This window comes from Paraburkholderia strydomiana, from assembly GCF_031456815.1.
GTDB lineage: Bacteria > Pseudomonadota > Gammaproteobacteria > Burkholderiales > Burkholderiaceae > Paraburkholderia > Paraburkholderia caledonica.
Map to the genome: position 1 here is coordinate 191817 of NZ_JAVDVL010000002.1, position 14019 is coordinate 205835.

The 14019-nt window shown below is 62.7% G+C and carries 15 protein-coding genes and 2 tRNA genes; 12 read left to right on the top strand and 5 right to left on the bottom strand.

All coding sequences use genetic code 11. The features are described 5' to 3' along the window. The first annotated feature begins 337 nt into the window (after positions 1-337). The gene (locus J2W46_RS06415; RefSeq protein ID WP_310352277.1) at positions 338-577 is read left to right on the top strand and encodes a hypothetical protein; all 240 of its coding nucleotides are present in this window, start codon (positions 338-340) and stop codon (positions 575-577) included. Between the two features lie 65 nt (positions 578-642). Here the strand turns inward: J2W46_RS06415 and J2W46_RS06420 are convergent, their stop codons facing one another. Continuing rightward, complete coding sequence (locus J2W46_RS06420) at positions 643-1938, bottom strand: cytochrome-c peroxidase (RefSeq protein ID WP_310353067.1); 1296 nt, start codon at positions 1936-1938, stop codon at positions 643-645. Between the two features lie 333 nt (positions 1939-2271). On the opposite strand from J2W46_RS06420, the gene J2W46_RS06425 reads away from it, so the two are divergent. Further along, positions 2272-3849, top strand: coding sequence for an acid phosphatase (locus J2W46_RS06425; RefSeq protein WP_088173521.1), 1578 nt, complete (start codon positions 2272-2274; stop codon positions 3847-3849). Positions 3850-4109: 260 nt separating this feature from the next. Continuing rightward, a complete protein-coding gene (locus tag J2W46_RS06430; protein ID WP_027804864.1) occupies positions 4110-4493 on the top strand; it encodes a DUF427 domain-containing protein in 384 nt (127 codons plus the stop codon). Positions 4494-4566: 73 nt separating this feature from the next. Here J2W46_RS06430 and J2W46_RS06435 read toward each other — a convergent pair. The 3 genes from J2W46_RS06435 to J2W46_RS06445 all read right to left on the bottom strand — a co-directional run bounded on the left by J2W46_RS06435 (position 4567) and on the right by J2W46_RS06445 (position 6193). Further along, positions 4567-4643 (bottom strand) — tRNA-Arg (locus tag J2W46_RS06435). A 68-nt stretch (positions 4644-4711) separates the two neighbouring features. Further along, on the bottom strand, positions 4712-5542 hold the full coding sequence (locus tag J2W46_RS06440) for an undecaprenyl-diphosphate phosphatase (protein WP_310352280.1): 831 nt from the start codon (positions 5540-5542) through the stop codon (positions 4712-4714). Between the two features lie 342 nt (positions 5543-5884). Beyond that, positions 5885-6193, bottom strand: coding sequence for a hypothetical protein (locus J2W46_RS06445; protein WP_310352283.1), 309 nt, complete (start codon positions 6191-6193; stop codon positions 5885-5887). Here J2W46_RS06445 and J2W46_RS06450 point away from each other — a divergent pair. The 3 genes from J2W46_RS06450 to J2W46_RS06460 all read left to right on the top strand — a co-directional run bounded on the left by J2W46_RS06450 (position 6192) and on the right by J2W46_RS06460 (position 8525). Continuing rightward, the gene (locus tag J2W46_RS06450) at positions 6192-7100 is read left to right on the top strand and encodes an aldose epimerase family protein (protein ID WP_310352285.1); all 909 of its coding nucleotides are present in this window, start codon (positions 6192-6194) and stop codon (positions 7098-7100) included. The two genes, J2W46_RS06445 and J2W46_RS06450, sit on opposite strands and share 2 nt — an antisense overlap. A 174-nt stretch (positions 7101-7274) precedes the next feature. Further along, positions 7275-7991, top strand: coding sequence for a peptidoglycan DD-metalloendopeptidase family protein (locus tag J2W46_RS06455; RefSeq protein ID WP_020069453.1), 717 nt, complete (start codon positions 7275-7277; stop codon positions 7989-7991). Between the two features lie 207 nt (positions 7992-8198). Further along, entirely contained in the window at positions 8199-8525 is a 327-nt protein-coding gene (locus tag J2W46_RS06460) for a hypothetical protein (protein WP_310352288.1), read from the top strand. An 839-nt stretch (positions 8526-9364) separates the two neighbouring features. Here the strand turns inward: J2W46_RS06460 and J2W46_RS06465 are convergent. Further along, positions 9365-10105, bottom strand: coding sequence for a pentapeptide repeat-containing protein (locus tag J2W46_RS06465; RefSeq protein ID WP_310352290.1), 741 nt, complete (start codon positions 10103-10105; stop codon positions 9365-9367). A gap of 112 nt (positions 10106-10217) precedes the next feature. Between J2W46_RS06465 and J2W46_RS06470 the strand changes: the two genes are divergently transcribed. The 6 genes from J2W46_RS06470 (at position 10218) to sixA (ending at position 13970) form a co-directional block, all read left to right on the top strand. Then, entirely contained in the window at positions 10218-10526 is a 309-nt protein-coding gene (locus J2W46_RS06470) for a DUF2288 domain-containing protein (protein ID WP_027804863.1), read from the top strand. After that, positions 10523-11875: an MATE family efflux transporter gene (locus J2W46_RS06475; RefSeq protein WP_310352292.1), complete on the top strand. Its 1353-nt coding sequence runs from the start codon at positions 10523-10525 to the stop codon at positions 11873-11875. The genes J2W46_RS06470 and J2W46_RS06475 overlap by 4 nt, the downstream gene beginning before the upstream one ends. A 379-nt stretch (positions 11876-12254) precedes the next feature. Then, positions 12255-12431, top strand: a complete 177-nt coding sequence (locus J2W46_RS06480) for a hypothetical protein (protein WP_020069448.1) — start codon at positions 12255-12257, stop codon at positions 12429-12431. 516 nt (positions 12432-12947) lie between these two features. Then, complete coding sequence (locus tag J2W46_RS06485; RefSeq protein ID WP_020069447.1) at positions 12948-13106, top strand: DUF3309 family protein; 159 nt, start codon at positions 12948-12950, stop codon at positions 13104-13106. 73 nt (positions 13107-13179) lie between these two features. Further along, positions 13180-13256 (top strand) — tRNA-Pro (locus tag J2W46_RS06490). 255 nt (positions 13257-13511) lie between these two features. After that, on the top strand, positions 13512-13970 hold the full coding sequence (gene sixA / locus J2W46_RS06495) for a phosphohistidine phosphatase SixA (RefSeq protein ID WP_310352295.1): 459 nt from the start codon (positions 13512-13514) through the stop codon (positions 13968-13970). Positions 13971-14019: the final 49 nt, after the last annotated feature.

The window sequence follows — 14019 nt, forward strand, 5'->3', positions numbered from 1 at the left end:
TTGCTGCGTTTTTGGGCGGTCTCGAGCGCACTGATGGCCGCTCTTGATCTGGACCCCAAAAGCATAGCATGTCCGTCGCGACAGCTTGGGCGCGCTGCGCCGAGGCGACCCGTTCCCCTTCCACGCATCAATCGCCCGCCCAAAAAATGCGCGATGTGCGCCTGCAGCTCGCGACCGGCAGCCGCTCTCATTTAGCGGCTCTCATTTAGCCGCTCTTACCTAATCACTCTGATTTAGGCGCTCTCATTTTTAGGATGGCTCCCATATCACCGTGCGTCACGCTTTCCTAAGATTGGCCGTATTGCGCTTTCGCGCTGCTCCCTTCAAACGCCCAATCATGGAATTCACCGTTGCACTGGAAACCTTTGCCGTCGCACTCGCGCTGCTTTGCGTGGCGCTCGTGCCGGTCGCTCTCCGACGCGATCCCGGTCTCGCGCGGCCCATCATCCGGATCGACGGACTGCGCCGTCCCCGCTGGCCGAACCTTGTAACGCGCGCCGGCATCGCATGCATGCTCGTCTCTTTTGCGCTGCTGCTCGCCGCCTGTTTCTGCATCGTCGCCGGCGCGTCTATCTGAAGCGCCGGATCACCTCGTGCCCGCCGCCCATCCGGTGGCGGCGCGCCGCTCCCGATGCTTGTTCGTCAGTTCCCCGCCTTGTAGCCATCGGTGAGCGTATTCAGAAACGCCACCATGTCCTTGATCTCTGCGTCGTTCAGCGCAGGTTTGTCGCCCGGCTTGCGGTCGAACGGCGGCTCCGTATTCAGGTTCGCCCAGTAGCGCTGCGGCAGATCGTCGAACTTCTGGACCTTCCCCTTCGACACCGGATAGAACTTCTCCGGGTTCGTGTCGCGTTCGGCATAAAAGTGCAGAACCTGTTCGAGCGAATGATAGATACCGTTGTGGAAGAAACTCTTCTTCAACGCGACGTTGCGCAGCGTCGGCGTGCGAAAGATGCCGCAGAACTCCGCGCGTCCCTGCAGGTCGGTGCGCTCCGGGCCGCATGCGCCAAGATCGTAGAAGCGCGGATCGCGGTTCACGGGCAGCGCGCGATTGCGCGGCACACCGATCGCAATCAGCCCGAAGTCGCTGAACTGCGGCGGCGCGCCGTCCAGCGTCCGCTGGCTGATGTGACAGCTCGCGCAGTTGCCCTTCTTTTCGTCGTTGAAAAGTTGCAAACCGTGCAGCTCGGCTTTTGTGAGCTGCGTTTTTCCCGCCAGATAAGCGTCGTATTTGCTGGTGTACGGGTAGAACACTTCGGGCGTTTGCTCGAAGGTTTCGAGCGCCTGCAGCACGGCTTTGAAGGTCGCGTCGTCGCTATCGAAAATATGTTCGCCGAACGCGGCGCGGAAGGCGCCTGCATACGGCGCGGCCTTGATCGCGGCGGTGACCTTGGCCGGCGAGCTGCCCATTTCGAACGACGACAACAACGGAATGCGCGCCTGGTCGCTGCCGCGATCCACCCGGCCGTCCCACGTGAGGCCGCCGGTTGGACCGGCATCGACGCTTTCGTCGCCTTCGTCGTCGGACTCGTGATAGTGCTCGGCGAACGCCGGCACCGATTGCAGATATTTGAGCGTCGGCGCTGCGCGCATGCCGGTGCGGCGCATGTCGCCGCCGCCCAGTTGCACGGACAGCGAGTTGGCCGGCGAGAACGCGTGGTCCGGACTGTGGCACGACGCGCACGCCAGCTTGCCCGAACCGGATAGCGACGGATCGAAGAACAGCTGCTTGCCGACCGCGGTCATCTGCCGCACGGATTCGTAGACTTGTGCGCGCGATTGGCCGCCGGCCGGCGTTGGTGGCGTCACCTCATGCGCCGCGACCCGCACGACGGCCGCAGCGGAATCCACCGAAGCATGAGCGGCACTCGCACCCGCATCCGCGGCAGCGGCCGGCGCGCCCGCGTCGCAGCCAGCGAGACTCATGCTCACCGCCATTCCCGCAACCACGAACGAAAACGCTATCGCGTGACCTCCGCGGTTGACCGCCGGCCTCGCGCGCGACAACGCCACGTCGGGCGCTACTGTTTTCCGGATCCCCGTCAGACCGAGTCGCATGTGAATGATGTGAATGTGCGATATGAAGTCCGCGAGCGTATTTCATGGATATGACGTTCAAATGACATTCGCCCCACAGCAAATCGCCGCGCCGAAGCAATTCGTAATGAATACATCTTTCTGTCAAATTGCATCGCCACACTTTCGCGGGCGGTCATCGAGCTATCAAACGCACGCGGCCCGTCCCCAACGCGAGAGAGAGAACTTACAAAGATGAACAAGAAACTGATCTGCGCGGCGCCGTTGGCGATCGCTGCAGCGTTAAGCCTTTATGCATGCGGCGGCAACGAGGTTACGCAACCGGACATCACGTCGATCAAGAACGTTGTGGTGATCTACGCGGAAAACCGCAGCTTCGACAACCTGTACGGCAACTTCCCTGGTGCCAACGGTTTGCAGAACGTGAGCGCGGCGAGCGCGAAGCAGTTGGATCGCGACGGCTCCACGCTCGCGACGCTCCCGCAGGTCTGGAACGGCCTCACGCAAACCGGCGTGACGCCGGTCGTCACGCAGGCCATGACGGCCAACTTGCCGAACAGCCCGTTCGCGATCGACGACCCCAACGGTTTCAACACGCCGATCACCGCGACGACGCGCGATCTGTATCACCGCTTCTATGAGAACCAGATGCAGATCGACGGCGGAAAGAACGACAAGTTCGCCGCATGGGCCGATTCGGGCGGCCTCGTCATGGGCCATTACACGCTCAATGCGGACAAGCTGCCGCTGTGGAAGATCGCGCAGCAGTACACGCTTGCCGATAACTTTTTCATGGGCGCATTCGGCGGCTCGTTTCTGAATCACCAGTGGCTCGTGTGCGCGTGCACGCCGACCTATCCGAACGCGGACAAGAGCCCGGCGGCCGGTTCGATTTCGGCCGTCGAAAGCGACGGCGTGACGCTCAAGGTCGCGTCCAATTCGCCGGCTTCGTCGCTCAATGGGCCGCCGAAGTTCGTGCTGTCCGGCAACCTCACGCCCGACTTCTACGCGATCAACACGATGCAGCCGCCGTATCAGCCGAGCGGCAACAAGGCGGCCTCGGGCGGCGACGCGAATCTCGCCGATCCGGGCGCGGCCACCACGTTGCCCGCGCAGACGCAGCAACACATCGGCGATCTGCTGAACAATGCGAAGGTGTCGTGGGCATGGTACGGCGGCGCGTGGGGCGCGGCGTTGAGCGCCGCCCAGAACGGCACGTCGAACGTGATTTACGGCGCGAACCTGACGGCGCCTAATTTCCAGCCGCATCATCAGCCGTTCAACTACTTCGCGGATCTCGCACCGGGCACGGCAAACCGCTCGCAGCATCTGCTGGACGGCGGCCTCGGCGGCTCGGAGTTCATCAAGGCGATCGACAGCGGCACGCTGCCGCAAGTGACGTTCTACAAGCCGCAAGGCAACCTGAACGAGCACCCGGGCTATACCGACGTCGCGTCGGGCGACCAGCATATCGCGGACGTGATTTCGCATCTGCAGAAGAGCCCGCAGTGGAACAACATGCTGGTGGTCGTCACTTATGACGAAAACGGCGGCTTCTGGGATCACGTCGCGCCGCCCAAGGCGGATCGCTGGGGTCCGGGCACGCGTATTCCGGCGCTGATCATCTCGCCGTTCGCGAAGAAGGGTTTCGTCGATCACACGCAATACGACACGACTTCGATCCTGCGCTTCATCACGCACCGTTTCTCGCTGCCGACGCTCCCGGGCATCGCGGCGCGCGACTCGGCGCTCGTCGCCAACGGCGGCAAGCCGATGGGCGATCTGACCGCCGCACTGAACGTCAGGCAGTAAGCGCGACAGCGCAGCGGCACTGGTAAGCAACAGCCGGCCTTGCGGCGCGGCTTTCGACGGGCAGCTTCGGCTGCCCATTTTTATTGGCGCGATTTATTGGCGCGATTGATTGGCGCGACGCATAGACCCGCAGCCGTGATATGGGCGTGATGGCCGGTGACCTTCGGCGCGGCGCATCGGACTCGACGAGCGTATGCTGCGCTACAGGCTCGACGGTTTGCGTCGACGTCATTTCGCCCGATCATCAGGAGTTCGACAGCATGACTGAAAGAACCATCAAGGTCCCCGGCGCCGATCATCCGATTAGCGTCGAGCCCGCGCGGGCTCGCGTTGTCGTGACGGTGGCGGGCCGCGTGATCGCCGACACGGAAAAGGCGCTCGTGCTGCGCGAAGCGTCTTATCCGGCGGTGTATTACATTCCGCGCAACGACGCCGACATGAACCTGCTCGCGCGTACCGACCACACGACCTACTGCCCGTACAAAGGCGAGTGTGCGTACTACAGCATCACGCCGGGCGGGGAGCGCGCGGTCAATGCAGTGTGGACCTACGAGTCGCCGTACGCGGCCGTGAAAGAGATAGCCCAGCATCTCGCGTTCTATCCCGACCGCGTCGATTCGATCGACGTGCAAGCGCTGTCGTAACGCGGGAAAACGCAAGGCAATAAAAAAATCCCATCACCGGATTCGGTAGATGGGATTCTTGACATGCGGGCAATGGCGCGGCGGGCGAGGATCGAACTCACAACCTCAGGTTTAGAAGACCTGTGCTCTATCCAATTGAGCTACCGCCGCAAAGGTCGGCCCGGATTATAACCGATCGCCTCATGCCCGCCAGAACGCGGCGGGCACATCGCACATTATCAGACCGGCTGCGGATGCAACGCAAACCAGCAAAGGAACACGATGCCCGCGATCACGCAGTACACGCCGAACGAAGCAAGACGTCCGCGGCCTTCGAAATAGCGCATCAGAAAACGCACGCTCAGATACGCGGCGATGGCGGTCAGCACGCCGCCGAGCAGTGCGTCCGCGAGTTGGCCCGGTGCATGGAAAAGCTTCGGTACCTCGAGCAAACCGGCTGCGAAAATGATCGGCGTGCCGAGCAGGAACGAGAACTCCGCGGCTTTCTCCGCCGTGAGGCCAGCGGCATTGCCGGCAATCATCGTGAGGCCGCTGCGCGAAAATCCGGGAATCAGCGCGCCGACTTGGGCGAGGCCGACGAGGAACGCCTGACCAAAACCCATTTTCTCCGGCGCCTGATGCGCGCGCGAACGCTGCAGGCGATCGCCCAGCCACAACAGCACGCCGTTGACGATCAGCGCGATTGCCACGATACGCAGGTCGTGGAAGATCCGTTCGAGCCGCTTCTCGAGCAGCAGGCCGACGAGCCCAGCCGGAATCGTGCCGATGATGAGCGCCCACATCATGTGAGCATCGTCGTTACGGCGGCCGCCGAACGACGCGAAGAAGCCGCGCACGAGTGCGCACCAACGCTCGCGGAAATACCACAGCAGCGCGAAGGCCGTACCGAGGTGCAAGGCGACGAGAAACGGCAGCAACTGCGGCGCGTGTTTATCGATATGCATGCCGAACAATGCTGGCACGAGCAGCGTATGACCGAGGCTGCTCACCGGGAAAAGTTCGGTCACGCCTTGCAGCACGCTCAGGAAGATAAGAAACGACAGATTCACGCGGCAGTCCTTGTAAGGAAGATGTCGGGGACAGCGCGCCGCACAACGAATTACCCGGCGCGTTAAAAAGCGCACCGATTATGCCTGGCTGACAAGTCAGCGCCAAGCGTTTGGGCCACATTCGGGGAGATATTGACGCGCTGCGTCACGACATAAGACTGTCGCTACGCGAAACGCAAACGAAAAGGGCCGTTGGGAGACAGCATCCTTTCAATCGCCTAACGGCGAACGCGGGATTACAGCGTTCGAGAAGTCGTCAAGCTTACGAAATGCAAGCCGCTCGCATGGGCGACGCGACGCATCGTTTGAAGCGAGCGAGCAAACAGCGGGCGAGCACGCAGATCAGCGCTCGAGCTTGTAAAAGAAGTAGACCGTGCTTGCAGTGAACATGCCGAAGAGAGCGACACCCATTGCCATTGCGAGATCCATAACCCCTCCTGAGCGATCTCGCCCGGCGGTAGATATCACCGGGCAGTGAGACGGATTATCGGCAACGATCGGCCGCTTGCGACACCCGCAATTTCCCCAGAAGGGTTTCCCCGTAGCGTAAAGCAGAGCAAAATCGTCGTTTCCGCCGGTACCGGAAGTCGCGGCTGCTGCAGTTGTCGCGTCCGGCGCGTCTACCACTAACTCCATCACACCATCGACCATGCCTCTTTCCCCGCAGCAGGACATTCTCGAAATCGCTCAGGACGCCTCCGTGCTCCGCTTCGCGCCGCAAGCCGGCGGCCGTCTGCTTTCGTGGATCATCGACGGCGAAGAGGTGATCCATTGGCCCGAGCACGCCGACTGGAGTCAGCCCGCGCGCATCCGCGGCGGCAACCCGCTGCTGTTTCCGTTTCTCGGACGTCATCGCGTGGACGGCAAGATCGGCTACTGGCGAGACGCGCAGGGCACGGTCCGCGAGCTGCCCATGCACGGCTTTGCACGCGACCTTCCGTTCGACGCTCACGCCGACGTGCACGGCGCGGGCCTGCGCCTCGTGCTCACCGATAGCGACGCCACGCGCGGCGGTTATCCGTTCGGCTTCCGCTTCGAGGCGGCCTACACGCTGATCGACGCGCACAAGCTCGAAGTCACGCTGACGACCGCCAACACCGGCGACGCACCGCTGCCCTATTACGCCGGCCATCACTTTTACTTCACGCTGCCGCACCGGCAACGTGCCGAGACGTCGCTCGAATTGCCGCGCACTGAAAGGCGCTTCCAGCAGGCAGACGGCTCGATCAGCGCGGCCGAGCCGGGCGAAGCGCGTTACACACTCGACGAAGCACGCATTCACGACCGCTTCCACTGCCTCACGGGCGCACCGGAACGACCGGTACGGTTGATCGCGCCTGGGCTCGGTCGGGTGATCACCATCGATCTGCAGCGGCCGAACTCCGTGCCCTGGTACGCGGTGACGACATGGACGGAAGCGGCGGAGTCCGACTTCTACTGCGTCGAACCGTGGCTCGGGCTGCCCGACGCGATTCATAACGGCATGGGCCTGCGCTGGCTCGATCCGGGCAAGACCGAGGTTGCGGCGCTGCGCGTCAGCGTCGGAAAACTCGACTAATTTCCGGTCACACGGGCGCAGCGGTCACGTGCGCGCGGCTCGATTGCGCGAGATGCCGAGCGCGCCCAATGCCCGTTTTTCCGATGCTGCAACGCAAAACCGTTAGAATCAGATGCTTTGTATCTACCTGCCGCGTGATCGGGATCGGCGCGCGGCAGCGCTTTGCGAGGTCCAATGTCTGAAACAACAAGAATTATCAAACGACTCGCGTGCGTGTCGTTGGTGGCGCTCATCGCCGCGTGCGGGTCGGCGCCGGTGGGGCCGGGCTTTTATCGCGTCGAACGGGGCGACACACTGTCGAAGATCGCGCGTAGTCATCACCAGTCGGTGCAAAGCATCGTGCGCTGGAATAACCTGACGAACCCCGACAGCATCGAGGTCGGGCAAGTACTGCGTGTCGATCCGCCCAACGGCGCGGCTTCGACGAACGGCGCCGTGCGCAGCAGCGGCAACGGGAGCGCGAGTGCTTCCGCCGCGCCGCGTTCCGCGCCGGTCGAGAGCGCGCCCTCTTCCCCGCCGGCGTCGTCGATCTCGCTCGTGTGGCCGACCAACGGCAATGTCATTCGCGGCTTTGACGGCGGAAACTCAAAGGGCATCGACATCTCCGCTCCAGCGGGCACGCCTGTGGTTGCGGCAGCGGCCGGCACAGTCGTCTACGCGGGCAACGGGCTGCGCGGCTACGGCAATCTGCTGATTCTGAAGCACAACGCGGAGTATCTGACCGCCTACGCGCACAATCGCGTGCTGTTCGTGAAGGAAGGCGAAACCGTCGCGCAAGGCCAGAAAATCGCCGAGGTTGGCGACACCGATACCAATCGGGTCATGCTGCACTTCGAGCTGCGCTATCAGGGCCGCTCGATCGACCCGTCGCGTGCGCTGCCCGCACGTTAGACGTGGCGTTAGACGTGACGTTAGACGCGACGTAGGCGTGGCGACAGCCTGCAGCTGGCGCGCCGCCTGGCTCGCGGCGCTACAGTCCGCGCATCCGGAGCACCGCGTTACACGGACTGACAGGGGAACCCTGCGTGCTATAAACGCTCAATCCGACACGCGTGGCTTCGCGCCACGTCTTTCATGTCATCTGTAAGGGAATCTGCAATGAAGAGCGCATTTGCGTCCGTGGCGACGGCCGCAGCGATCAGCGTGGGCCTGCTGACATTGGGCGGCCTCAGCGGCTGCTCGACCACCACCAACATGACTTATCTGCCAAGCGGCGACACCGGCTTTGCGATCAACTGCAGCGGCAGCGACGCCAGCACGAGCTGGGCCGAATGCTACAAGCGCGCCGGTGAAGTCTGTGGCAATTATGGCTACGACGTCGTATCAAAAGATGTCGACAACGGCGCGACTTCGGGCGGCACCGTCGGCGGAATTTTTGGGGCGAACGTGAAAAACCGCTCGATGGTAATCCGCTGCAAGCAGTAAAGCATGCGTACCACGCTGCCGGGTTGCACGAAGTGCAGCCGGCCGCGCACCCAACGCCCCGACCGCGGTTCGATGCGTGCGGCGAACGCCAGCAACGCTCCGAATGCAATTGGCCACGCGGCAACGAATATGATTACCCAGGTCATAACCGAGGAAAGAAAAGGTAAGCTTTTATGATCCGCGCGGCGTGTGTAATCGCGGTGACGGCAATTAAAGGTCTGCCCAAAAAAAAGCCCGGCGCGAGGCCGGGCTAACGGGGGTTCGGCGCATATCGGCAAAGGACCGGTTCACCATGCGCCAGAACGAAATTTAACAACCCGGTTTTACAAGCGCAATATCTTAATTTCGACAGCAATGTGATGCGACGCACGGATTTCGCATTATGTGAACCGAAAACATAGGCAATAACCGCCTAATAAATCAGGCCGGCTCGGTAGTAGGCAGGTTAGTAGCCTGGTGGTTCAAGCGTGTTAGTACGCCCGCAAACCCTTTCGTAGCAAGGCTCTGAATCACTTCATTGCAACAAGGCTGACAAATAACGCGCCTCTCTTTCCAGCGCTGGCGCCTCGCCTTATTCGCGGACCGTTGGTGTTAAAAACGCTAGGTGCGCCACCGCACCAATTCAATTAAATAATCGGAATCAGCACGCGTTGCTCACGTCCAATAACCCCTCATGAGAATCCGCGAATGGCGAAACTCTAAACTCGCCTCAAATCCACCGACAAATAAACCGCTTAAAATCCCAGGTTTCAGGCGTTGAATAAATCAGATGTTAGTCATTCGTGCGGTTCCGCACAAGTCGGCCGAAAGTCATAATCCGGCCGGGTTTCGCCGGGGCTTTACATGACTCGCAATCCAAGCTCGGTGATGAGCACCGCAGCCTGTAGATGCGAAATCGTCGCGCCTTTGAAGAGGGCCGCGTCTACCAGCCGCACGCCGCTCAAGTCAGCCTCGCGCAGATCGGCGCCGTCGAACCGTGCGCCCTTCAAGTGTGCGTCCTTGAGGCTGCCGCCATCGAAAATCGCCTCGCGGAAATCGACGCCCGCGAGGTCGGCGTCGGAGAAATCGAGTTGATGCAGCGTCGCCTTGCGGAACGACAGGCCGCGCAAATGCGCGCCGACCAGCAGCGTTTCGACGAAGCTCAGGCCCAGCGCCGTGCACGCCTCGAAGTTCGCGCCGGTCAGCTTGCAGCCGCGAAACGACGCGGAGGCGAGCTTGGCGCGCCGCCAGTTCGTGTTGTTCAGATCACTCGACTGGAATGCCGCATCCACGAGATCCGCCGATGCAAAATCGGCCTGGCGCGCCCGGCAACGAACCCAGCGTGTCTGCGCAAGCGTTGCGCCGAAAAACGAAGCCTCGGCAAGCGCGCAGCGGTGGAACTGCGCGCCGCGCAAGTCGAGCCGCGAAAGATCGGCGCCTTCCAGATCGCAATCGTTGAAGACGAGCGGCGCGCCGCTCGCCTGCCTGTTCGCGACGGCGCTTGCCGCGATCAGTTGCTCGACGTCGGCGCGAGTGAGCGTGGCGCCGGCCACTTCGTGAACTGGCGCGCCCGGAGCCGGCGCGGTTGAATCGAGTGACATGAAGGTTCAGAATCGGACGAATTGCGAAGGGCTTAAGCGTACCGGAATGCGTGCCGCGCCGGCTGCTTGCGCCGATGGTTTATAGTATCGACCCCGCCAGAACCCGCTTACGATGACTTCCAACGACGCCGCCCATAGCCCCCTGTACGCCAAGCTCCTCGCCGAAACAGCGAAAATCGGCTGGCCGGAACTGGAACGCTTCTTCGCGCGGGGCATGCTGTTACGCGTCGCGAGCGACCTCGATCTCGTGAGCGTGGCCGAAGCCATTGCCAGCGACGACACCGCGCAGATCACGCAATGGCTGTCGGCGGGACTTGTCGAGCGAGTGCAGTCCGAGACCGCCGCGGACTTCGCCGCGCGCGACCCTGACCTTTGGGCCGTGGTCGTTTCTCCATGGATTTGCGTGCAGGAACGCCATTGAGCGAAGCGGCGTCAGGCGTCGAACATACGGCGCCCGCGCTGCCGGTGCGCTGGCATCGCCGCGTGCTTGCGCTTGCATTTCCGATCGTTCTCGCCAATCTGACTCAGCCGATTCTCGGCGCCGTGGATACCGCCGTCGCCGGTCATCTGGACGGAGCGGCGTATCTCGGCGGCGTCGCGCTTGGCGGACTCTTCTTCAACTTCGTGTTCTGGGGCTTCGGCTTCTTGCGCATGGGCACGACCGGCCTTGTCGCGCAGGCGCACGGTGCGGGCGACCATGCGGCATTGCGCGATAACGTCGTGCGAGCACTATTGCTCGCGGCCGTGATCGGCGCCGCAATACTCGCGCTCCAGGTGCCGCTGATCGATTACGCTTTGCGCGCCATCGGCGGAAGCGACGCCGTGCAGCGCAACGCACGCCTCTACTGCCACGCGCGCATCTGGGCCGCCCCGCTCGCGCTCGGCAACTACGTGGTACTCGGCTGGCTGCTCGGCACGCAACGCGTGCGTCTCGCGCTGTTGTCGCAGGTGTTTATCAACGGCGTGAACATCGTCGCGGTGTTCCTGTATGTGTATGTGTTCAATTGGGGCGTTGCGGGAATCGGCGCGGCCACTGCCACCGCCGACGCGCTCGGCTTCGTGCTCGGCGCGGCACTGTTGTGGCACGGCAGGTCGCGCGGCCTGCCCGCGCTCAACCGGCAGGCGCTCTTCGACGCCGCGGCGCTGCGACGCCTGATCGTTCTCAATCGCGATATCTTTTTTCGCACGCTGTGCCTGCTGCTGTCGTTCGGCTGGTTTGCGCACCTCGGAGCGAAACAGGGCGACGCGACGCTCGCCGCGAACGCGCTGCTGCTGAACTTTCAGACCTTCATGGCTTACGGACTCGACGGCTTCGCACATGCCGCCGAGGCGCTAGTCGGCGCGGCAATCGGCGCGCGCGACCGGCACGCGTTCGTCCAGGCCATCAAGGTTACGGCGCTATGGTCGGCGCTCGGCGCGCTCGGCTTCGCACTCGTGTATGCGGGGCTGGGTTCGTGGATCGTCGAGCGCCTGACCGATCAGGCAGCCGTGCGTGCCACGGGCGAGCGTTATCTGCCTTGGGCGGCGCTCTCGCCGGTGGTGTCAGTAGGCGGCTATGTGCTCGACGGCGTGTTTATCGGCGCAACACGCACGCGAGAATTGATGACGTCGATGGTCTTGTCGTTCGCGATTTTCGTCGGCGCCTCGTGGCCGCTGCTCATGCTGTACGGCAACCATGGCCTGTGGGCCGCGATGCTTGTCTTCATGGCCGCGCGTGGGGTGACGCTTGCGCGTCATCTGACGAAAGTGGTGGCGAGCGTGGGGGTGTAGCGGCGAGGGCCCGTCGGTTTTCCCGCTGGCGCTCAACGCGCTACCGGCGCGGGCACCATTGCGGGCGGACGGGTGTCGGTGGGCACACCATGATAATCCGCGGGATCCTGCGGCGGGGCCGCGTGGTGGCCGAATGGTTCGTTTGCACAACCCGCGACACCGGCACTCAGGAACAAGGCAATCATCGAAACACGGAACATGGACGGTAGTCTCTCTTATGGGAAGGAACGCAAGGCGTGAGCGCCGGGGATACGAAGCTGCGGAGCGCGAGAGTCTACCCGCAACGCTCGTTCCATGACGCGGCGCGCGCAGTCCGCTCTGCCGTTTCGCGATGCGTGACCTACTATAAAGTCACAGCAGAACGTCAAAGGAGACTGCCATGGACGCTGAATCGGTTGCCGGTCTGGTCGGACTCGGGATCGGCCTCGCCGTGCTGCTCGCACTTTCGATTTTTGAATCGAAGACATATCGACGCGAACACGGCGAAGGCATGCTGCATCACTGGCTGACTCATCAGCATGTGCACATGCCGCACTGGAAGCGCCGCCGGCACTGAAGGTTTTTGTGCCTCGTTCGATTGCAGGGTGTCCCGCGGTTGCGGGAGGGGCGCTGTCGTGTCGGTCGAGGTGTGTCGTCTGCTCATGTTGCGATTGAGGCGCCACGGCTGGCCGGGTTGCGCCTGAGCCTGTCACGCCCAGATCTGTCCCGCCTTGAGCCTTTCCCGTCAAGCGCCGGTCCTGACCCTCCCTGTCCGGCCTTGGCCTTCGTCTGGCCTGCTCTCTCCGTCCAGCTTTGTCACTGTGTGCTCTACTGCGCCTCGTCACGCTCTGTTTCGCCCGCCGACTTACCACTGCCTTTGTTGCACCTCCGACTTGTCCGCGTCGTCAAGCATTGCCTCTCTCCAACGTTCCGCGTGGCGCACAGCCAGCAGTACAAGCTTAGGCACACGCATTGCTGATTGGCTGGCTGCAAGCAGCGCACGTTGCAGGTCGCTCATCGCGACGGGCAATTTGCGTCGGATCAACGAACCATGCGGCCCGGCATTCGTCGGAGCCGGACAGGGAGAACTCAAATGACAATCGGAACCATCCTACTCATCGTGCTCATCCTGCTGCTGATCGGCGCGTTGCCGACCTGGCCGTACAGCAGCGGCTGGGGCTACCGCCCGACCGGCCTGCTCGGTGTTGTGCTGATCATCGTCATCGTGTTGCTGCTCATGGGACGCATATGACGCGGCTATTTTCACTCCGACGCAATTCGCGATTGACTCTGGCACCTAAAGCCACGTAGAATCTCGGATTCGTCGGAGCGTAGCGCAGCCTGGTAGCGCATCTGATTTGGGATCAGAGGGTCGAAGGTTCGAATCCTTTCGCTCCGACCACGAAAAAAGCAGCAACGGCATCACAAAAACCCGCGTCGCCTCCGGCTTCGCGGGTTTTTGCTTTTTGCATCCGAATGAACGCAGATGAGTCCGAGGCCAGGCTCGCGATCTGCTAAAACAATTGCAACCGAAGCGCGGTTCAGCCGACGGAGCAAGCTGCCCCGCTGGACTTCAAGCCCGCGCCCCAGCCTCGGAACCGTGCAGCGCCGCATGCAAAGCACTGCAACACCCGCATCCAGACTCGAGGAGCCACGCATGAATCTGATTCTCTGGCGTCACGCCGAAGCCGAGGACTGCGCCGCCACGGATCTCGCCCGCGCACTCACCACTCGTGGCCGCAAGCAGGCGCAACACGTCGCCAAGTGGCTGCGCACGCGTCTGCCCGACGACGCCGTGATCCTCGCCAGTCCGGCGGTGCGGACCATCCAGACCGCGGAGACGTTGAGCGATCAATACCGTGTCGTGCGCGAGCTCGCGCCGAATGCAAGCGCGCAAGACGTGCTCACCGCATCCGGCTGGCCGAAGGGCATCGCCGAAACGGTGGTGATCGTGGGTCATCAGCCGACGCTCGGCCACGTTGCCGCAAAGCTGCTTGCGAACAGCGACGCCAGCTGGCCGCTCAAGAAAGCAGGCCTATGGTGGATCGCCAGCCGCGAGCGCCACGGCGACGACCAGGCGGTGCTGCTCGCAGCGATGACGCCCGAACTCGTCTGATTCGAGCGGCAAACGGCGCACCGCCAACGTCCGCAAGCCCGGCGCGGCG

Coding starts and splice junctions, on each gene's coding strand:
- J2W46_RS06415 (WP_310352277.1), top strand. CDS start 338: ATGGAATTCACCGTTGCACTGGAAACCTTTGCCGTCGCACTCGCGCTG.
- J2W46_RS06420 (WP_310353067.1), bottom strand. CDS start 1,938: ATGGCGGTGAGCATGAGTCTCGCTGGCTGCGACGCGGGCGCGCCGGCC.
- J2W46_RS06425 (WP_088173521.1), top strand. CDS start 2,272: ATGAACAAGAAACTGATCTGCGCGGCGCCGTTGGCGATCGCTGCAGCG.
- J2W46_RS06430 (WP_027804864.1), top strand. CDS start 4,110: ATGACTGAAAGAACCATCAAGGTCCCCGGCGCCGATCATCCGATTAGC.
- J2W46_RS06450 (WP_310352285.1), top strand. CDS start 6,192: ATGCCTCTTTCCCCGCAGCAGGACATTCTCGAAATCGCTCAGGACGCC.
- J2W46_RS06445 (WP_310352283.1), bottom strand. CDS start 6,193: ATGGTCGATGGTGTGATGGAGTTAGTGGTAGACGCGCCGGACGCGACA.
- J2W46_RS06455 (WP_020069453.1), top strand. CDS start 7,275: ATGTCTGAAACAACAAGAATTATCAAACGACTCGCGTGCGTGTCGTTG.
- J2W46_RS06460 (WP_310352288.1), top strand. CDS start 8,199: ATGAAGAGCGCATTTGCGTCCGTGGCGACGGCCGCAGCGATCAGCGTG.
- J2W46_RS06465 (WP_310352290.1), bottom strand. CDS start 10,105: ATGTCACTCGATTCAACCGCGCCGGCTCCGGGCGCGCCAGTTCACGAA.
- J2W46_RS06470 (WP_027804863.1), top strand. CDS start 10,218: ATGACTTCCAACGACGCCGCCCATAGCCCCCTGTACGCCAAGCTCCTC.
- J2W46_RS06480 (WP_020069448.1), top strand. CDS start 12,255: ATGGACGCTGAATCGGTTGCCGGTCTGGTCGGACTCGGGATCGGCCTC.
- J2W46_RS06485 (WP_020069447.1), top strand. CDS start 12,948: ATGACAATCGGAACCATCCTACTCATCGTGCTCATCCTGCTGCTGATC.
- sixA (WP_310352295.1), top strand. CDS start 13,512: ATGAATCTGATTCTCTGGCGTCACGCCGAAGCCGAGGACTGCGCCGCC.